The 20,117-nt window shown below is 55.2% G+C and carries 16 protein-coding genes; 8 read left to right on the top strand and 8 right to left on the bottom strand.

From position 1 onward, the window contains the following. Positions 1-59: 59 nt before the first annotated feature. Positions 60-1,310, bottom strand: a complete 1,251-nt coding sequence (gene avtA / locus RT644_RS12970; RefSeq protein ID WP_349350383.1) for a valine--pyruvate transaminase — start codon at positions 1,308-1,310, stop codon at positions 60-62. Between the two features lie 149 nt (positions 1,311-1,459). Further along, positions 1,460-3,496 (bottom strand): alpha-amylase, encoded by a 2,037-nt coding sequence (locus tag RT644_RS12965; RefSeq protein WP_313626939.1) that lies wholly within the window; start codon positions 3,494-3,496, stop codon positions 1,460-1,462. A gap of 315 nt (positions 3,497-3,811) precedes the next feature. Between RT644_RS12965 and RT644_RS12960 the strand changes: the two genes are divergently transcribed. Then, positions 3,812-4,639, top strand: coding sequence for a protein bax (locus RT644_RS12960; protein WP_044489523.1), 828 nt, complete (start codon positions 3,812-3,814; stop codon positions 4,637-4,639). A 47-nt stretch (positions 4,640-4,686) separates the two neighbouring features. Here RT644_RS12960 and xylR read toward each other — a convergent pair whose 3' ends face one another. The 4 genes from xylR to xylF all read right to left on the bottom strand — a co-directional run bounded on the left by xylR (position 4,687) and on the right by xylF (position 9,739). Beyond that, entirely contained in the window at positions 4,687-5,865 is a 1,179-nt protein-coding gene (gene xylR, locus RT644_RS12955) for a D-xylose utilization transcriptional activator XylR (RefSeq protein WP_045507552.1), read from the bottom strand. A gap of 102 nt (positions 5,866-5,967) precedes the next feature. Next, entirely contained in the window at positions 5,968-7,149 is a 1,182-nt protein-coding gene (xylH, locus tag RT644_RS12950) for a xylose ABC transporter permease XylH (RefSeq protein ID WP_020455714.1), read from the bottom strand. Continuing rightward, a complete protein-coding gene (locus RT644_RS12945; RefSeq protein ID WP_097406417.1) occupies positions 7,127-8,668 on the bottom strand; it encodes a xylose ABC transporter ATP-binding protein in 1,542 nt (513 codons plus the stop codon). The genes xylH and RT644_RS12945 overlap by 23 nt, the downstream gene beginning before the upstream one ends. Positions 8,669-8,746: 78 nt before the next feature. Continuing rightward, positions 8,747-9,739, bottom strand: a complete 993-nt coding sequence (gene xylF, locus RT644_RS12940; RefSeq protein ID WP_020455712.1) for a D-xylose ABC transporter substrate-binding protein — start codon at positions 9,737-9,739, stop codon at positions 8,747-8,749. 350 nt (positions 9,740-10,089) lie between these two features. On the opposite strand from xylF, the gene xylA reads away from it, so the two are divergent. From xylA to RT644_RS12920, 4 genes are all read left to right on the top strand, one after another. After that, the gene (gene xylA / locus RT644_RS12935) at positions 10,090-11,412 is read left to right on the top strand and encodes a xylose isomerase (RefSeq protein WP_020455710.1); all 1,323 of its coding nucleotides are present in this window, start codon (positions 10,090-10,092) and stop codon (positions 11,410-11,412) included. 49 nt (positions 11,413-11,461) lie between these two features. Further along, the gene (gene xylB / locus RT644_RS12930) at positions 11,462-12,916 is read left to right on the top strand and encodes a xylulokinase (protein ID WP_313626936.1); all 1,455 of its coding nucleotides are present in this window, start codon (positions 11,462-11,464) and stop codon (positions 12,914-12,916) included. A gap of 129 nt (positions 12,917-13,045) precedes the next feature. Next, positions 13,046-13,582, top strand: a complete 537-nt coding sequence (locus RT644_RS12925; RefSeq protein ID WP_313626934.1) for an isochorismatase family protein — start codon at positions 13,046-13,048, stop codon at positions 13,580-13,582. Next, complete coding sequence (locus RT644_RS12920; protein ID WP_020455707.1) at positions 13,582-14,502, top strand: GlxA family transcriptional regulator; 921 nt, start codon at positions 13,582-13,584, stop codon at positions 14,500-14,502. The genes RT644_RS12925 and RT644_RS12920 overlap by 1 nt, the downstream gene beginning before the upstream one ends. On the opposite strand, the gene RT644_RS12915 is transcribed toward RT644_RS12920, so the two are convergent. Next, positions 14,495-15,490 (bottom strand): acyltransferase, encoded by a 996-nt coding sequence (locus RT644_RS12915; protein WP_045507567.1) that lies wholly within the window; start codon positions 15,488-15,490, stop codon positions 14,495-14,497. The genes RT644_RS12920 and RT644_RS12915 overlap by 8 nt on opposite strands. A 172-nt stretch (positions 15,491-15,662) precedes the next feature. Between RT644_RS12915 and RT644_RS12910 the strand changes: the two genes are divergently transcribed. The 3 genes from RT644_RS12910 (at position 15,663) to glyS (ending at position 19,089) form a co-directional block, all read left to right on the top strand. Beyond that, positions 15,663-15,962, top strand: coding sequence for a YsaB family lipoprotein (locus tag RT644_RS12910; RefSeq protein WP_175273629.1), 300 nt, complete (start codon positions 15,663-15,665; stop codon positions 15,960-15,962). 136 nt (positions 15,963-16,098) lie between these two features. Further along, complete coding sequence (gene glyQ, locus RT644_RS12905) at positions 16,099-17,010, top strand: glycine--tRNA ligase subunit alpha (RefSeq protein WP_020455704.1); 912 nt, start codon at positions 16,099-16,101, stop codon at positions 17,008-17,010. A 9-nt stretch (positions 17,011-17,019) separates the two neighbouring features. After that, a complete protein-coding gene (glyS, locus tag RT644_RS12900) occupies positions 17,020-19,089 on the top strand; it encodes a glycine--tRNA ligase subunit beta (protein ID WP_020455703.1) in 2,070 nt (689 codons plus the stop codon). A 56-nt stretch (positions 19,090-19,145) separates the two neighbouring features. On the opposite strand, the gene RT644_RS12895 is transcribed toward glyS, so the two are convergent. Continuing rightward, positions 19,146-20,117, bottom strand: coding sequence for a diguanylate cyclase (locus RT644_RS12895; RefSeq protein ID WP_313626932.1), 972 nt, complete (start codon positions 20,115-20,117; stop codon positions 19,146-19,148).

Genomic DNA, 20,117 nt, shown 5'->3' with positions numbered 1-20,117 from the left:
CCGTTTTCGTTAGTGATAAAAAAAGCCCTCGACAGAGGGCTTAATTCAGCATATTTGCTTTAGTTTTCCTGCCAGGCTTTTTCAATCTCTTCGGCAAGGATCTTCACGCCCGCTTCGATAAGCTCCGGCTCCGGCACATAGTTCATGCGCATGCACTGATGCGTGTGCGGCCAGGGTTTATCCAGCCCCGGGAAGAAGTAGTCGCCAGGCACCATTAGCACGCCGCGTTTTTTCAGCCGTTGATACAGCAGCTCGGTGCTGATCGGCAGGTCTTTAAACCACAGCCAGAGGAAAATCGCCCCTTCCGGTTTGTGAATAAGGCAGCGCTCTTCCGGTAAATAGCGACGCAGCGTGGCGATCGTTTCCTGTACCCGCTGGTAGTAAAACGGTTTGATCACCTCTTCAGAAAGGCGCAGCAAATCTTTACGCTTAATCATTTCGCACATCATCGCCGGGCCAATGCCGCCTGGCGCGAGGCTGATAATGCCGTTCATATTGCGAATGGCGGAGATGATTTTTTCGCTGGCGATGATGATGCCGCAGCGGCTGCCCGGCAGGCCCAGCTTCGACAGGCTCATGCACAGAATAATGTTCGGATTCCACAACGGGCGCGCTTCGCTAAAGATAATGCCAGGGAAAGGGACGCCGTAAGCGTTATCAATCACTAGCGGAATATTGTGCTGATTCGCCAGTACATCCAGCTTCATCAGCTCTTCGTCGGTGATCACGTTGCCGGTGGGGTTGGTTGGGCGCGAGACACAGATCATGCCGGTCTCTTCGCCAATATGCAGGTGTTCAAAATCGACATGGTACTTAAACTGCCCGTCCGGCAGCAGTTCAATATTGGGGCGTGCGGAGACAAACAGATCTTCTTCCAGCCCGGAATCGGCATAGCCGATGTACTCCGGTGCCAGCGGGAAAAGCACTTTTCTGGTGCTTCCATCGGCGCGACGGCCAGCAAACAGGTTGAACAAGTAGAAAAACGCGCTCTGGCTGCCGTTTGTTAGTGCAATATTCTGTGGCTCAATATCCCAACCTAACTCTTCACGCAGCATACCTGCCAGCGCCGTCAGTAGCTCCGTTTTACCCTGCGGGCCGTCATAATTGCACAGCGCATCAGTCGCTTTGCCGTTTTCCACCATGTCTGCAAGCAGGTTGTGGAAGTAATCGGTCATCGCCGGGATTTGTGCCGGGTTACCACCGCCGAGCATGATAGCGCCAGGGGTGCGTAAACCGTCGTTGAGATCCTCCATCAGGCGCGTAATGCCTGCATGGCGGGTAAATTTGTCGCCGAAAAGTGAAAATGTCATCGCTACTGCTCTGTCGGGCTGCGGATCAAAGTGGCTAACCATAGCGCTCCGGACGGCGAGGTGCAAATCGCCGCCGATGCGCCTTTTCCACTCTTAATTCTTATCGATAGCGGTTTAGCGATATATTATGCTGATATTTGTTTTATGGCTCAGTGGCGAGCCGCGCCCGCCCAGACCACCATCACTTTGTCATCACCCTGTTCACGCACAAAACCGTAGCCCTGCGGCAGCGTAAGCGTGGTCTGTTTGCCCATGCCCAGCGCCGGGTGGCGCGCGCGGAACTGGCCCAATGTTTGCCAGTGCCGCAGGCCGGCGGCACTTTTGCCGTCGAGATCCTGCCAGTTCATATCCGATCGCGTACCTTGTAGCGGATCGGATCCTGTCGGGCCAAACGGCCGCGCGCTTTCATCACCGTAAAAGATCTGCACCGCGCCGGGGGCGAGCAGCAAAAGCTCTGCGGCTTGCTGGCCGCCCTCGCGGAACAAGCGGGTATCGTGCGAGGAGAGATAGCTCAGTACATTAAAGCTTTGCAATTTGTCGGCCATCTGTTGCCAGACAGTATCCATATTCGCCAGACACGATACCGCGTCGGCGGCCTGTTGCTGATAGTCAAAATTGATCATCGCATCAAAGCCATGGCGGTAGTAATCACTCTGCATCACACCGTGGCCCCAGGATTCGCCGGTCATCCAGAAAGGGGCGTCATCGATTTTTTTCTGCGGATTGGTCTTTTTCCATTCGGCGAGCGCCGCCGTGGCCTGCGTTTTTAATTGTTGCCAGGCTGCCAGCTCGACATGTTTAGCCGTATCAACGCGAAAACCGTCAATGCCGTACTCGCGCACCCACTCGCTGAGCCAATGAGTAAGGTAATCGCGCGGTGTAAACCCTGCGATTTCGCGTGCGCGCGTATCCGGTTTGTGGCGATAAAACACCGGCAGCCCGGAAGGGGTGGTGGATTCGGTTTTCAGATCCGGCAAAAACGCCAGCGACATGGTGAGGTCGTCAAAACCGGGGTTGTCATAATCGCCGATATCAGTGCGGATCCAGTTTTTGCCCCACCAGTTCTGCCAGGCGGTTTTATCGCTAAAGTTGATGTAATCATTGAAGCTGTGCCAGCTTTGCCCGGCGGCGGGACGCCAGTCTGTCCAGTGCTCGCCGAGGATTTTCTTGCGCTCCTCGTCTTTCAGATACAGCGCGCCGAACTGGAAGGTTTGCATATCGGCCAGCGTCGCATAGCCGGTGTGATTCATCACCACATCAAACAGCACGCGAATGCCGCGCTGGTGCGCTTCATCAACTAGTTTACGCAGATCGTCTTCGCTGCCCATATTGGCGTCGAGGCGTGTCCAGTCCTGCGTGTAATAACCGTGGTAGGCATAGTGGGGGAAATCCCCTTTTGTACCACCGCCAACCCAGCCGTGGATCTGCTCCAGCGGCGAACTTATCCATAACGCGTTGACTCCCAGTTGCTGCAAGTAATCCAGTTTGCTGGTTAGCCCTTGCAGGTCGCCGCCGTGAAAAGTGCCAATCTCCTGCATCCCATCTTTATGCCGCCCGTAGCTGTTGTCATTGGCGGGATTACCATTCACAAAGCGATCGGTAAGCACGAAATAGACCGTGGCGTTATGCCATTCGAACGGAGCTGCACCCTGCGTTTGCGCTTTTTCCAGCAGCAGAAGACCGTCACTTTCCGCTGCGGGTTGCAGGGTAATTTTCCCGTCGCGTACCGTGGCGGTTTGCTGGCTGTAGAAATCGCGTACCAGGCTGCCTTCCGGGAAGGTGTTGCCAACAGGCACGGTCAGCGGCTTATCGTCACGCACCGGACACTGGCGCGCTAGTTTGGCAGGCGTATCGCTGGCCTCGCTTTTGACACTGAGCAGCAACGTTGGTGTGCCGGAGCGGGTATCGAGCTGTATCTGGTAATCGCCATCACGGAATATCCGCCACTGCGGCGCACTGCCGCTGCAAGGCTTCAACGAAAGCATTTGGTTCAGCTTGATGCCGCTGGCGGGCTGCCAGCACTGCTGACCCTGCTGTAACGCGATTGGATGCTCGCCTTTTTTCAGCGCGGCCTGGCTGCGCCAGAGGCCGGTGCCGTCGTCAGTTAAAGGGGGAAAACCAGCGGCGGACCAGTCGGCGAGAGCGATGCCGGGAAGCAACAGCAGTAAAAACGCGGAGTGTTTCATTGGATGTCCCAGTGATGGCGATTTTCCCCAGTTTGCCACTCCGTTTACCGGGGAAACTCCTCCCTGGTCGTAATCGCCAGGGAGGAGGGCGCAGGGTGAGCGATCGCGCATAGATTGTCGGTTTAGATTTGCGATAACCGCCACATTTATAAGAGATTGTCCGTTTTGTGTGCAGTTTCCTGGTGACATGATTTCAGAATTGGATTATTTCTGTACGTGCTCTTGCAGGCTATTTTTGGTATGATTTGAGATTCAGCTCTCAAAATCATGCAAAAAAGAAGGTGTTGGAATGTTCATATCCGACCAGGAGACCTAATGATATCGATACCCATGCGACGACTTGGGGCCACGATACTCATGTTTTCCACCTTGATATTTTCAGGTGGGGTGCTGGCGAAGACGCACACAGAAACAGCGAGTCACAAAGCCCACGTCACTAAGGCAAGCGTAAAAAAACAGGCAAGCAGTAAACAAGAGTATTCTCGCAATAGTGTAAAAAGTAGTTCACTTCCTGATTTGCGAAAATACCCTTCCGGAACACCAAGGAAAAAAGCGTTTCTCCGGACGGTAATGCCTTATATCACCAGTAAAAACTCTGCGATTACCGCCGAGCGTAACTGGTTGCTGTCAAAACAGTACAATAGCCAATGGTCGCCTGCCGAGCGCGCGCGTCTGAAGGATATTACGCAACGCTACAAAATCAGCTGGAACGGGAATACGCGCCGTATTCCATGGAACGCCCTGCTGGAGCGTGTAGACATTATCCCGGACAGCATGGTTGCGACTATGGCGGCAGCGGAAAGTGGTTGGGGCACGTCAAAACTGGCGCGTACCAACAATAATCTGTTTGGCATGAAATGTGCGAAAGGTGCCTGTAAAAACGGGGCTGGCAAAGTGAAAGGTTACTCTCACTTTAACTCCCTCCAGGAATCGGTGGATGCTTACGTCACCAACCTGAATACGCACACGGCCTATGCGTCATTCCGTAAATCCCGTGCGCAGCTGCGTAAAGCGGATCAGGAAGTGACGGCGACCAACATGATTCACAAGCTGAAGGGTTACTCAACCCGTGGCGAGAGTTACAACAACTACCTGTTTGCCATGTATCAGGACAATCAGCAGTTAATCGCCGCCCATATGTAATATCAGCTCTGTAAACGCCTTCCAGCCGGAAGGCGTTTTTCTTTGTGCTAAATAAGGATTTCGCTATAGCGGTCGCGATAGTCTTTTGGTGTGCTGTCGTACTCTTTACGAAACACCGAATAGAAATATTGCAGCGACGGGTAGCCGCACATCTGTGAGATTTCATTGATCGAGAGCGATGTCGATATCAGCAGGCTACGCGCCTTTTCCAGTTTCTCCGCATGAATTACCGCGTGAATCGTCTCACCGACCTCTTCTTTAAAGCGCTTTTCCAGGTTGGAACGCGAGATGCCGACAGCATCCAGCACCTGATCCACTTTGATGCCTTTACAGGCGTGATTGCGAATGTAATGCATCGCCTGAATCACCGCCGGGTCGTTCAGCGAGCGGTAATCCGTCGAGCGCCGCGCCACCACGCGTACCGGTGGCACCAGCAACCGTTGTAACGGCATGGTTTCGTTATCCAGCAGACGATGCAGTAGCTTCGCCGCCTGGTAGCCCATTTGCCGGGTTCCCTGTGCCACGGAAGAGAGCGCAACGCGCGAGAGATAGCGGGTGAGTTCTTCGTTATCGATGCCGATCACGCACAGTTTTTCCGGCACCGGAATATGTAAATGGTCACACACTTGCAGAACATGACGTGCGCGGGCGTCGGTCACGGCGATAATGCCGGTCTGCGGCGGCAGCGTTTGCAGCCAGTCCGCCAGCCGGTTTTGCGCATGTTGCCAGTTCTCAGGCGCTGTGGTCAGCCCCTGGTAAACCACGCCGCGGTACTTCTCTTGCGCCACTAACTGGCAGAAGGCGTGCTCACGTTCTGCCGCCCAACGTTTGCCGCTGGAGGACGGCAGGCCGTAGAACGCAAAACGGTGCACGCCTTTCTCTTTCAGATGCAAAAACGCGCTCTCCACCAGCGCGTAGTTGTCGGTCGCGATGTAATGCACCGGCGGGTAGTGCTCCGGGGTGTGATAAGAGCCGCCCACGCCGACAATTGGCACGTCGACATCCGCCAGCAGACGCTCAATGTCCCGATCGTCATAATCGGCGATCACGCCATCGCCCAGCCACTCTTTGATATTTTCAATACGGGCGCGAAAATCCTCTTCAATGAAAATATCCCACTCGGATTGCGAGGCTTGCAAATACTCGCCGACCCCTTCGACAACCTGGCGGTCGTAGGCTTTATTGGCATTAAATAACAATGTGATGCGATGGCGCTTCTCAAACATGTTGGTTTGCTTCCTGACTTTCCATCCGATCTCATTATCATATTCATCAAACTGATAAATAAAAAAGATCCGGCCGTGTGATCGCGCCTTAATTCACAGTTTTCAGGCCCGCCGTTTGGTGGCGGAATCCATCCACACAGCCAGCAGCAAAATGGCCCCTTTGACGATGTATTGCCAGAACGTCGGCACATCCATCATGCTCATGCCGTTATCCAGCGACGCCATAATAAACGCGCCCATTACCGCACCCGCGACGCTACCAATACCGCCTGCAAGGCTGGTGCCGCCAATCACACAAGCGGCAATGGCGTCCAGTTCGGCGATGTTTCCGGCGGAAGGTGAGCCTGCCCCGAGGCGCGAACTGAGGATCAAGCCGGCAATCGCCACCATCAATCCGTTAATGGCAAATACCGCAAGTTTGGTGCGCTCGACGTTAATGCCGGAAAGCCGTGCCGCTTCCAGGTTGCCGCCAATAGCGTAAATACGGCGGCCAAACGCGGTGCGCGTCGCCATAAACATGCCCGCCAGCAGTAAAAACGCCAGCAGCAGTACCGGAGTGGGGACACCCCGGTAATCATTCAGCAGCCAAATGGCTCCCAGCACGATCACTGCGATAATTGCCTGACGTCCAACCGCTGTTGATGAGGGTGACGTTGCCAGCCCCAGCGTCTGCCGACGCATACGCCCGCGCCACTGCCAGAGTACAAAAGCCACCAGGCCCAGCAGGCCTACGCCGAAACCTACGCCGTCTGGTAGATAGCTTTGGCCAATCTGCGACATTGCCGCGCTGGTGGGGGAAACCGTGGTGCCGTTAGTAATGCCGATCAGCACGCCGCGAAAAGCCAGCATCCCGGCCAGCGTGACGATAAATGAAGGGACTTTGCGATACGCCACCCACCAGCCGTTCCAGGCACCGAGCAGCAGGCCGAGCACCAGTGTTACCGCCACGGTTAGCGGCAGCGGCCAGCCCAGCCAGACATCGAAAATCGCCGCCGCACCGCCGAGCAACCCCATCATGGAGCCAACGGAGAGGTCAATTTCGGCGGAGATAATGACAAACACCATTCCCACCGCCAGGATGCCGGTGATCGCGGTTTGGCGCAGCAGGTTAGAGATATTACGCGCGCTCAGGTAGGCACCATCGGTCATGCCGGTGAAAAACAGCATGATCACCACAATGGCGGCAATCATCACAAATACTTGTAAGTTAAGGGACTTCAGCCCGGAAAAAGCCCCTGGTGAGGCGGTAGTTAATTTAATTTCAGACGGGTTGCTTTTCGACATGATGTTCGCTCCTCAGCGCCGCTTCCATGACCTGCTCCTGGGTCAGATTACGATTGATGAGATCGGCTTTTAGCTTGCCTTCATGCATCACCAGCACCCGATCGCTTAATCCCAGCACTTCGGGAAGCTCGGATGAGATAACGATGACGGCGATCCCCTGCTGCACTAATTGGTTAATCAGTTTGTAGATTTCGTATTTCGCGCCGATATCGATACCGCGCGTGGGTTCATCGAGGATCAGGATGCGCGGGTTGAGTAACAGGCAGCGGGCGAGAATCGCCTTTTGCTGGTTGCCCCCGCTCAGGCGGCCGATTGCCAGCTCCGGGGAAGACGTTTTCACTTTTAGCCGCTGGAGCGACTGTAAAATGCACGCCTGTTCGGCGGCGTCGTCCAGGCTGCTTAACGCGCCGGTAAACTGGTTAAGCGCCGCCAGCGTGATGTTCTTACCCACCGCCATCACCGGCACGATGCCGTCTTTTTTGCGGTCTTCCGGCACCATGGCAATGCCAAAGTCGATAGCCTGCTGGCAGTTGTGAATCTGTACCGCTTTGCCATCAAGGAAAATTTGCCCTTCCCAGCGCCCCGGCCAGACGCCAAACAGGCACTGCACCGCTTCGGTCCGCCCGGCGCCGACCAGCCCGGCGATGCCAAGGATCTCGCCGCGCTTCAGGCTGAATGAAATATCGTTCACCCGTTTGATATGGCGGTTTACCGGATGCCAGGCGGTAAGATGTTCAACGCGCAGGATCTCCTCGCCTGTCGCATGCGGTTCATTGGGATAGAGCGCGGTCAGTTCGCGACCTACCATCATCGTGATGATGTCGTCTTCGCTCATGCCAGCGGCATCACGCGTACCGATATGCTTGCCATCACGGATAACGCAGATGGTGTCCGATATCGCTTTGACTTCATTCAGCTTGTGGGAAATGTAAACGCAGGCGATATCGTGGTTGCGCAGGTCGCGGATGATATCCAGCAACACGGCGGTTTCCTGCTCGGTCAGCGAAGCGGTGGGTTCATCAAGGATAAGCAGCCGCACCTGTTTGTTCAGCGCTTTGGCGATTTCGACCAGTTGCTGTTGCCCGAGCCCTAAATCGCCCACCCGGGTATCCGGCGAAATCGACAGGCTCACCTGTTTGAGCAATTTTTCGCAGCGCAGTGTCATTTGGTCGTAATCCATCACGCCGTGACGGGTGATTTCCGTACCGAGGAAAATGTTTTCCAGCACGGTTAAATGTTTCACCAGCGCCAGCTCCTGGTGAATGATGGCGATACCTTTCCGCTCGGTGTCGCGGATATGGCTGGCTTGCAGGGTTTCGCCCGCAAAAATAATTTCTCCCTCGTAACTGCCAGCCGGGTAAATCCCACACAGCACTTTCATCAGCGTGGATTTACCCGAACCGTTCTCACCGCACAGCGAGAGCACCTCACCCGCGTTAAGGTGCAGGCTGACGTTATCTATCGCCTTTACGACACCAAAAGTTTTGGTGATATTTTTCATTTCAAGTAAATAAGGCATGGCTGCTCCACGTCATTCGCTGATATACAGCGCCTGAAAGAGATGGCAGCCGACGCGCCCGCAGGCGCGCCGACGGTTTTAGAGCTGATTTTTCTGATGGAAGCCGTCTTTGATGACAGTAGCGTCGATGTTGTCTTTGGTGACTTCAATTGGCGTCAACAGGCGGGCAGGGACATCTTTCAGGCCGTTATTCAGTGAAGCGTCCGCTTTTGGCGTTTTGCCGTTACCCAATTCGACAGCGATTTCCGCCGCCGTATTCGCCAGTTGGGTGATTGGCTTATAGACCGTCATGGTCTGGCTGCCGTTAATCAACCGTTTCACCCCTGCGAGGTCGGCATCCTGGCCCGAAATCGCCACTTTTCCGGCCAGACCCTGGGCGCTCAGCGCCTGAATCGCGCCGCCAGCGGTGGCATCGTTGGAAGCAACCACCGCATCAATTTTGTTATTGTTGGCGGTGAGGGCGTTTTCCATAATCTTCAGCGCGTTTTCCGGTAACCAGCCATCGACCCATTGATCGCCGACAATTTTAATTTTCCCGCTATCAATATAGGGTTTTAATACCTTCATTTGCCCGGCGCGGAATAACTTGGCGTTATTATCTACCGGCGATCCGCCCATTAAAAAGTAATTTCCCTGCGGGACTTTGCTTACCAGGCTTTGCGCCTGTAATTCCCCGACTTTTTCATTATCGAAAGAGATATAGAAATCGATATCGGCATTATTAATCATGCGATCGTAAGCCAGGACTTTAATTCCTTCCTGTTTGGCTTCTTTTATTACGTTACTTAACACCTGGCCGTTGTAGGGAATAATAACCAGTACGTCGACGCCACGGTTGATCATATTTTCAATTTGCGACATCTGCGTTTCTTCATTTCCGTTTGCGGATTGAACAAACACGTTAGCGCCGAGCGACTCGGCTTTTTTCACAAAGATATCGCGGTCTTTTTGCCAGCGTTCAAGGCGCAAATCGTCAATCGCCATGCCGATTTTCACCTCTTTGGCATGGCCGAAAGCGCTTGCCAGCAGCAGGGAGGCGCAGAGTGTAAGGCAAAGGTTCTTTATCTTCATAATAGTAATACCTTTTGTAGGGTGAAGGGCGAGATAAAAGAAACATGCACTGCTATAGACGAGCAAATTCTTAACGCAGAATTCTTCTCTGGCAATTACAGATTTTTATCCGGGCATTACGTTTTTTGGTTTATTTGCTGATTTATGACCGCGATCTTATTTTAAAAAAAGCAAAACCGATTTTGCATAAAAAACAGGAAGGCACCTCGCAGCCGCAGATATCATTATTTTGCGAGCCAGCGCACGTTTGTGCATTCTCTTAATAGCAGTGTGAAATAACGTAATTGAGCGAGTCAGAGAGAGAATCCAGTATTAACGTCAGATTTGTACACTCGCCAATGGAGCTCATTATGCAAGCTTATTTCGACCAGCTGGATCGGGTTCGTTTTGAAGGTCCAAAAACCACGAATCCTTTAGCGTTTCGTCATTACAATCCGGATGAGCTAGTGCTCGGTAAGCGCATGGAAGATCACCTGCGTTTTGCTGCCTGCTACTGGCACACCTTCTGCTGGAACGGCGCAGATATGTTTGGTGTGGGCTCCTTCGATCGCCCATGGCAACAGCCTGGCGAAGCCATTGCGATGGCGAAGCGTAAAGCCGATGTCGCGTTTGAGTTTTTTCATAAACTCAATGTGCCCTATTACTGCTTCCACGATGTGGACGTTTCGCCGGAAGGCGCGTCGCTGAAAGAATATCTGAACAATTTTGCGCAGATGGTGGACGTGCTGGCGGAAAAACAGCAGCAGAGCGGCGTGAAGCTGTTATGGGGCACGGCGAACTGCTTTACCAACCCGCGCTATGGTGCGGGCGCGGCGACCAACCCGGACCCGGAAGTATTCAGCTGGGCGGCGACGCAGGTGGTGACCGCCATGAACGCCACTCACAAACTTGGTGGCGAAAACTACGTGCTGTGGGGCGGTCGCGAGGGTTATGAAACCTTGTTGAATACCGATCTGCGCCAGGAGCGCGAACAGATTGGCCGCTTCATGCATATGGTGGTGGAGCACAAACACAAAATCGGTTTTCGCGGCACGTTGCTTATCGAACCGAAACCGCAGGAACCGACCAAGCACCAGTACGATTATGACGCCGCTACCGTTTATGGGTTCCTGAAACAGTTTGGTCTGGAGAAAGAGATTAAACTGAACATCGAAGCCAACCACGCCACGCTTGCCGGTCACTCCTTCCATCATGAAATCGCTACGGCCATCGCGCTGGGGCTGTTTGGTTCAGTGGATGCAAACCGCGGCGACCCGCAGCTCGGCTGGGATACCGACCAGTTCCCGAACAGCGTCGAAGAGAACGCGCTGGTGATGTATGAAATCCTCAAAGCGGGTGGTTTCACTACCGGCGGCCTGAATTTTGATGCCAAAGTGCGTCGTCAGAGTACCGATAAATACGACCTTTTCTATGGTCATATTGGCGCGATGGACACCATGGCGCTGGCGCTGAAAGTGGCGGCTCGCATGGTGGAAGAGGGCGAGCTGGATAAACGCGTGGCGAAACGCTATGCGGGCTGGAATGGTGAGCTGGGCCAGCAAATTTTGCAGGGGCAGCTTAGCCTCGCGGAGCTGGCGAAGTACGCTGAACAGCAGAACCTGGCACCGCGCCACCAGAGCGGTCATCAGGAGCAACTGGAAAACCTGGTTAACTACTACCTGTTTGATAAGTAAACCGTTCTGCGCCGCCGATAACGCGGCGCACTAAAAAGGAGTGGTCACTATGTATATCGGGATCGATCTCGGCACCTCTGGCGTGAAGGCGATTCTGCTCGGTGAGCAGGGCGAGGTGCTGGCCTCGCATACGGAAAAACTCAGCGTGTCACGACCGCACCCGTTGTGGTCGGAGCAAGATCCCGAAGCGTGGTGGCAGGCGACGGACCGCGCCATTCTGGCATTGGGCGAGGCGCACTCGTTACAGCAGGTAAAAGCGATTGGCCTCGCCGGGCAGATGCACGGCGCGACGCTGCTTGATAAAGATAACCAGGTGTTGCGTCCGGCCATTCTGTGGAATGACGGTCGCTGCGGCGAAGAGTGCGCGCTGCTGGAAGAAAAGGTTAAAAATTCCCGTGCGATTACTGGCAACCTGATGATGCCCGGTTTTACTGCGCCGAAACTTTTGTGGGTGCAGCGTCACGAGCCAGAAATATTTGCTCGTGTGGCGAAGGTCTTGCTGCCTAAAGATTTTCTGCGTTTGAAAATGTCTGGCGTATTCGCCAGCGACATGTCCGACGCGGCGGGAACCATGTGGCTGGATGTGGCGAAACGCGACTGGAGTGATGACATGCTGGCTGCCTGCTCGCTTTCACGTGCGCATATGCCTGCGCTGTTTGAAGGCAGCGAAATTACCGGCGAACTGTTACCCGAGATCGCCCGGCGCTGGGCGATGCCCGTCGTTCCGGTTGTCGCGGGCGGCGGAGATAACGCCGCCGGTGCCGTTGGCGTCGGTATGGCAGACGCAGGCCAGGCGATGTTGTCGCTGGGCACATCCGGGGTCTATTTTGCCGTCAGCGAAGGGTTCCTCAGTAAACCCGAAAGCGCGGTACATAGTTTTTGTCACGCGCTGCCTGGCCGCTGGCATTTGATGTCGGTAATGCTTAGCGCGGCGTCGTGCCTGGACTGGGCCGCGAAGCTAACGGGGCTGGAGTCAGTTCCGGCATTGATTAACGCCGCGCAACAGGCGGACGATAACGCCGGGGATCTGTGGTTTTTACCCTACCTTTCCGGCGAGCGTACGCCGCATAACAACCCACAGGCGAAAGGCGTGTTCTTTGGTCTGACGCATCAGCATGGCCGCGAAGAACTTGCCCGCGCCGTGCTGGAAGGTGTCGGTTTCGCGCTGGCGGATGGTATGGATGTCGTCCACGCCTGTGGCGTCACGCCGCAGAGCATTACGCTTATCGGAGGTGGTGCGCGCAGCGCATGGTGGCGGCAAATGCTGGCGGATATCAGCGGATTGCAGCTCGATTACCGCACCGGCGGCGATGTTGGGCCAGCGCTTGGCGCGGCGCGGCTGGCGCAAATTGCCGTCAATCCGCAAACGCCTCTGGCGACGCTACTGCCGCAACTGCCGGTTGAGCAACAGCACGCACCGGATGCCACCCGACATGCTCATTACGCGCCACGCCGCGAAACGTTCCGCCGTATCTATCAGCAGCTACTGCCGCTGATGTCCTGATTTTTCCTGCTTATCCGGCCCGCTGTTCAGGTGGGCTGGAATCACCATGATGTTGTCCTTTTTTGGTCTTAGCAGGTGCAAAACTCCTTGCCACAATAGCGTTAACCCTACTGAGCAAGGAGTCCTGAAATGTCCCGCACCGCGCTGATTAACATCGACACACAGCAATCTTTTTTCCATCGTGACTACTGGCAAGATACGGATTTCGCCGCGTTTCAGCAGGCCATCTCCACGCTTATCGCTGGCTGTGAAGCACGTGGCGTACCGGTAGTCGATATCTTTCATGTCGCCGACAGCGGGCCGTTTTCGCTGGAGAGCGGTTTTGTCACGCCGATGCCCTTCCTGCACCACCGCGCCGCCGTAACGTTTTACAAGCATGTGCACAATGCGTTTACCGATACCGGGCTCGATCACTGGCTGCGCAGCCGCGACATCAACCATCTGATTATTTGCGGTATTCGCACCGAGCAGTGCTGTGAAACCACCGCGCGCGTCGCATCGGATCTGGGGTATCGCGTGACCTTTGTCAGCGAAGCGACACTGACCTTTCCGATGACGCATAAAGGGGTTACGCTGGATTGCAACGCGCTGCGCCACCGCACTGAAACCGTGCTGGAAGGCCGCTTCGCTGCCATTAAAACCGTCCACGAAATTCTGGAACTGTAATGACCACAGATGTCTGGTTTGTGATGTTGCCCGGCGTTCTGGCGCTGGATATGACCGGCCCGGCGGAAACCTTCGCGCTGGCAGGTAACGCTTTTCGCCTGCACTACGTTGGGCCGGAAGCGAGTGTGTCGACCTCGATTGGCCTGACGATGGGCAATATTGCACCGTTACCGGATACCTTGCCGGAAGGCAGCCTGCTGGTGCTGCCAGGTGTGTCAGATTCCTCACGGTTATTTGATACGCCGCAGGCGAACGCGGTGCGGCACTGGCTGATGCGCCTGCAACCCCTGATCCACAGCCAGAGCATTACGTTGATGTGCGTCTGTTCCGGCGCGGTGCTGGCGGCGAAGGCCGGTCTGATGAACGGCATTCAGTGCACCACTCACCATGATGTCATTGCCCGTTTACGCGCGGTGGCGCCTGCGGCGCTGGTCAAAGAGAACCGTATTTTCATTGAGGATCGCAGCATCTGGACCAGTGCGGGCATCACCTCCGGTATTGATCTGGCGCTGCATCTGATTAACCGGTTTTGCGGGCCGGAGACGGCGCTGGCGGTAGCGCGGGAAATGGTGGTCTGGTTCCGTCGTTCCGGGGAAGATCCGCAAATTTCACCGTGGCTGCGTTACCGTAACCACCTGCATCCGGCGGTGCATCGCGCGCAAGATGCGTTGACGGCGGAGCCGCAAAAAGCCTGGCAACTGAGCGACATTGCCGAGCGGGCGCACGTTAGCCCTCGACATTTAACGCGCCTGTTCCAGCAACATCTCGGGATCAGCGTGCGTGATTATCTGGAGCAGCTGCGGCTGGTGATTGCCGAACAGTATCTGTTGCAAGGGCGCGGCACCGAGCAGGCCGCGCTTGCCGCCGGGTTCTCCTCGCCGCGCCAGCTACAGCGTGCGCGCCAGCGTGCCATTAACTGACGAAACGGCGTTTGTCGAGGCGTTGAACCAGCATCGACAGCGCCAGGCTCGCCAGCAGCGTGGCAGTGAAAATCCATACTATATCGAGCAGCGGTGAAGCGTGGATTTCAACGCCGCGCGTGCGCAGGGCGTGAATAATCAGCGCGTGAAAACCGTAAATACCCAGCGAATGGTGAGAAATCAGCGTCAGCCCCGGCAGCGTGCGGCTATTCAGCGTGTTTTTGATGAGCGTAAACAGCGCGATGGCGCAAAGAAAAACCATCGGCCCGCAGTAGAGATACCAGGTATCGGCGAAATTGCCGCGCCATTTCAGCTCATTGAGCGTACCGCGTGAAATCACAAACACCGCAGCTAAAAACAGGGCGGCGCAGGCCCAGCTTAAGGCCCGTTTTTGCGTCTCCATCATGCCGATAGCGCGCCCCAGCATGCCATACAGAATGTAGTAAAACGTATCCCCGCCAATATAAAGATTGACCGGCAGCCACTCAAAACCGCCGATTTTCTGCGGCACCGTATTCGGGTTGGCCACAATGCCAATCACCACCACTAATGCCAGCAACATTTTGCCGCTGAGCGCTTTCACCTGAATCAATGGCGACACCAGGTAAATGACGATAATGGCGAAGAAAAACCACAGGTGATAAAACACCGGTTTTTGCAGCAGGTTTTTCAACGACAGCTCGCTGTTAATCGAGGTGAACAGCACGATATAGAGCAGGGCGATAAGGCTGTAGAACACCAGACAAAGCGCGATGCGCAAGAAGTGGCGCGGCTGTGCGCTGCGTTCGCCAAAAAAGAGGTAGCCGGAAATCATAAAAAACAGCGGCACGCTGACGCGGGAAGCGGAGTTGAGGATATTGGCGATATTCCAGTCGAAAGTGGTAATACTGGCGGGATTGGTGATGTACCAGGTAGTGGTATGGATCATCACTACCATTAAACAGGCTATCCCTCGCAGATTATCTATCCAGTAAATTTTCGACTGCATCAGTTCCTCTGTGTTCACGTTAAAGACAACTCCCTCAGACTGTAAGATTATCCGCCCATCTCATTAGATAATTCTGAGTTTTACCGCTCTTGCTTGTGCGTTTTGCGCAGATTTGCAAAATTTGCGTTCCCCGCCTTTAAAAATAACAGCCCGCGAGCAGGCAGTGATAAAAATGATGAAGTGTATTGCCCCCGCGCTGGTGCTGCTATTAGCTGGCTGCAGCGCCTCTGCAGATATTCCCGCGCAGCAAGCGCAAAAAGCCAGACCCGGCCCAGAACATTCGCTGGATATGGAAAATTTGTGCAGACAAAACGCCGCGCGCCGTTACAACACCGGCGTACAGCAAATTGATGTCACTGGCTTTGAACAATTTCAGGGCAGCTATGAAATGCGGGGCATGACGCCGCGCCGGGAAGCCTTTGTCTGCACTTTTGACGCGGAAGGCCAATTTTTACACCTTTCGATGCGCTAAACCGCCAGATTCCCGCCCGACGGCGCGTGCTTTCCCCAATTTTCCTTAAACAAACCCGTTTCGTACTGTATATCTTGCAGCCAGCGGGTATACTGGGCGCTTCCTTTAAATCCACACGTATCCAGCACGAAAGAATATGCAAAAGTTTGATACCAGGACCTTTCAGGGTCTGATCCTGACCTTACAGGATTATTGGGCTCGTCAGGGCTGTACCATTGTTCAACCTCTGGACATGGAAGTGGGCGCCGGTACATCGCACCCAATGACCAGCCTGCGCGCGCTGGGGCCAGAACCGATGGCAACCGCGTATGTGCAACCTTCCCGCCGTCCGACCGATGGACGCTATGGCGAAAACCCGAACCGTTTACAGCACTATTATCAGTTCCAGGTGGTGATTAAACCGTCTCCGGATAACATTCAGGAGCTGTACCTCGGGTCACTGAAAGAGCTGGGTATGGATCCGACCATTCACGATATTCGTTTCGTGGAAGACAACTGGGAAAACCCGACGCTGGGTGCCTGGGGTCTGGGCTGGGAAGTGTGGCTGAACGGCATGGAAGTGACGCAGTTTACCTACTTCCAGCAAGTTGGCGGTCTGGAGTGTAAACCGGTTACCGGTGAAATCACCTACGGTCTGGAACGTCTGGCGATGTACATTCAGGGCGTGGACAGCGTTTACGACCTGGTCTGGAGCGACGGCCCGCTGGGTAAAACCACTTACGGCGACGTGTTCCATCAAAACGAAGTGGAGCAATCCACTTACAACTTCGAATACGCGGATGTCGACTTCCTGTTCACCTGCTTCGAGCAGTATGAAAAAGAAGCGCAGCAGCTGCTGGCGCTGGAAAACCCGCTGCCGCTGCCTGCCTACGAGCGCATTCTGAAGGCCGCCCATAGCTTCAACCTGCTGGATGCGCGTAAAGCCATCTCCGTGACGGAACGTCAGCGCTATATTCTGCGCATCCGCACGCTGACCAAAGCAGTGGCTGAAGCGTATTACGCTTCCCGTGAAGCCCTTGGCTTCCCGATGTGTAACAGAAATAAATAAGAGGCGGCCATGTCTGAGAAAACTTTCCTGGTGGAAATCGGCACCGAAGAGCTGCCACCAAAAGCCCTGCGCAGCCTGGCCGAGTCCTTCGCTGCCAACGTTACCGCTGAGCTGGATGCGGCGGGTGTCACCCACGGCGACGTGCAGTGGTTTGCCGCGCCGCGCCGTCTGGCGGTAAAAGTCGCGAAACTGGCGGCTTCCCAGCCGGATCGCGAAGTTGAAAAACGCGGCCCGGCAATTGCCCAGGCGTTTGACGCGGAAGGTAAGCCGAGCAAAGCGGCTGAAGGCTGGGCGCGTGGTTGCGGCATCACTGTCGATCAGGCTGAGCGTCTGACCACCGACAAAGGTGAATGGCTGCTCTATCGTGCGCATGTCAAAGGCGAAAGCGTGGAAACGCTGCTGCCGAACATGATTGCTAACTCGCTTGGCAAGCTGCCGATCCCGAAACTGATGCGCTGGGGCGCGTCGGATGTGACGTTTGTTCGTCCGGTTCACACCGTTACGCTGCTGCTGGGCGACACCGTTATTCCGGCAACCATTCTGGGTATTCAGTCCGATCGCGTGATTCGCGGCCACCGCTTTATGGGCGAGCCGGAGTTCACCATCGATAACGCCGATCAGTACCCGCAAATTCTGCTGGAGCGCGGCAAAGTGATCGCCGATTACGACGCGCGTAAAGCGAAAATCAAAGCGGATGCTGAAGAAGCGGCGCGTAAGATTGGCGGTAATGCCGATCTGAGCGACAGCCTGCTGGAAGAAGTGACCTCGCTGGTGGAATGGCCGGTGGTGCTGACCGCGAAGTTCGAAGAGAAATTCCTCGCCGTTCCGGCGGAAGCGCTGGTTTACACCATGAAAGGTGACCAGAAGTACTTCCCGGTGTATGGCAATGACGGCAAACTGCTGCCGAACTTTATCTTCGTCGCTAACATCGAATCGAAAGATCCGCAGCAGATTATCTCCGGTAACGAAAAAGTGGTGCGCCCGCGTCTGGCGGATGCCGAGTTCTTCTTCAATACCGACCGTAAAAAACGCCTCGAAGATCATCTGCCGCGTCTGCAAACTGTGCTGTTCCAGCAACAACTGGGTACGCTGCGCGACAAGACCGATCGTATTCAGGCGCTGGCGGGCTGGATTGCCGGGCAGATTGGCGCGGATGTGAATCACGCCACGCGCGCGGGCCTGCTTTCCAAATGCGATCTGATGACCAACATGGTGTTCGAATTCACCGACACCCAGGGCGTGATGGGCATGCACTATGCGCGTCACGACGGCGAAGCAGAAGACGTTGCTGTGGCGCTGAACGAGCAGTATCAGCCGCGTTTTGCCGGTGATGAACTGCCGTCGAACCCGATCGCCTGCGCGCTGGCGATTGCCGATAAGATGGACACCCTCGCGGGGATCTTCGGTATCGGCCAGCATCCGAAAGGCGATAAAGACCCGTTCGCACTGCGCCGCGCGGCGCTGGGCGTGCTGCGTATTATCGTTGAGAAGAACCTGGCGCTGGATCTGCAAACCCTGACCGAAGAAGCGGTGCGTCTGTACGGCGACAAGCTGACCAACGCGAAAGTGGTTGATGATGTGATCGACTTTATGCTGGGCCGTTTCCGTGCCTGGTATCAGGACGAAGGCTACAGCGTGGATACCATTCAGGCGGTGCTGGCGCGTCGTCCGACCAAACCGGCAGATTTCGATGCGCGTATGAAGGCGGTTTCGCACTTCCGTACGCTCGACGAAGCGGCGGCGCTGGCGGCAGCGAACAAGCGCGTTTCCAATATCCTGGCGAAATCCGATGAGACGCTGAACGATATCGTTCACGCCTCGGTGCTGAAAGAAGCGGCAGAAATTAAGCTGGCGGGTAACCTGGTCGTGCTGCGCGATAAGCTGCAGCCGTACTTTGCCGAAGGCCGTTATCAGGATGCATTAATCGAACTGGCGCAGCTGCGCGAGCCGGTGGATGAGTTCTTTGAGAACGTGATGGTGAATGCCGACGACAAAGACGTGCGTATCAACCGTCTGACATTGCTGTCTAAACTGCGTGAACTGTTCCTGCAGGTGGCGGATATCTCTCTGCTGCAGTAATCGTCATGGCAATAAAAAACCCGCTGCGGCGGGTTTTTTTATGTCTGGCGTCAGGGCTACGGCGTGTTTTGTTCGCCGGGGTAAGGGTCGAACGTCGTAAACGTCGAATTGACGCGAACGTTGTTACGGCCTGCGCGTTTGGCTTCATACAGTGCATTGTCGGCGCTCTGGATAAGCTGCCCGTACTCGGTGTGGCTTTTCTGGCAAAGACTGGCGACGCCAATACTGACGCTGATGATACCGCCAGGGGAACTGGCGTGGGGCAAATCCAGCAACTGGACGCTGGTGCGGAGTGTCTCGGCGAGCTCAACGGCATCAGCACAGCGGGTTTCAGGTAACAGGGCGCAGAACTCCTCGCCGCCGTAACGGAACAGGACATCGGCAGGGTTTTTCAGCGCGCCGCGCATCGCGGTGGCGATTTGCTGTAAGCACTCGTCACCGCGCTGGTGACCATTGCAGTCGTTATAAAGTTTGAAATAATCCACATCAATCAGCAGCAGCGACAGCGGCTTGTTATTGCGCTTGCTGGCGCGCCATTCACGCTCAATGCAAAGATCGAAATAACGGCGGTTACCCACGCCGGTAAGCCCATCGGACAGCGATTGCGATAAAAGCTCATGCGCCTGTTCACGCAGTAAGGATTCGCGGCGCACGGCGGCGGTAACATCGACTATCTGAATCAGGCAATAACGTTCCGTCTCGCCTAACGGCACAATGGTGACCGCCTGGCTCAGGCGCGCGCCGGGGCGTGACGGTTCGGCGTAGAGCGGGAAGGGTGAACGGTGCAAAGATTGCGAAAGCAGGGCAGATAAATTGTGGCCAATAGCCTGACGAATCGCATCGCCGACACGGTGATACACCAGGTCGGGAAATACGCTAAAAAAATCCTCACCAACCGTGTCGCAGGCCGCACGCCCGGTGTGCGTTTCTAACCACGCGTTCCACAGGGCGATACGGTAGTGTGCATCAACAATGAGCACACCGAGGCTTAAAGATGAAAAGGCATCAAACAGCAACGTATCTTTCAT

Origin of the sequence: Kosakonia sp., assembly GCF_032104925.1 — a bacterium.
In the GTDB taxonomy this organism is placed as follows: Bacteria; Pseudomonadota; Gammaproteobacteria; order Enterobacterales; family Enterobacteriaceae; genus Kosakonia.
The sequence above is the reverse complement of the archived record's forward strand: the minus strand, read 5'-3'. Positions and strand labels throughout refer to the sequence as shown.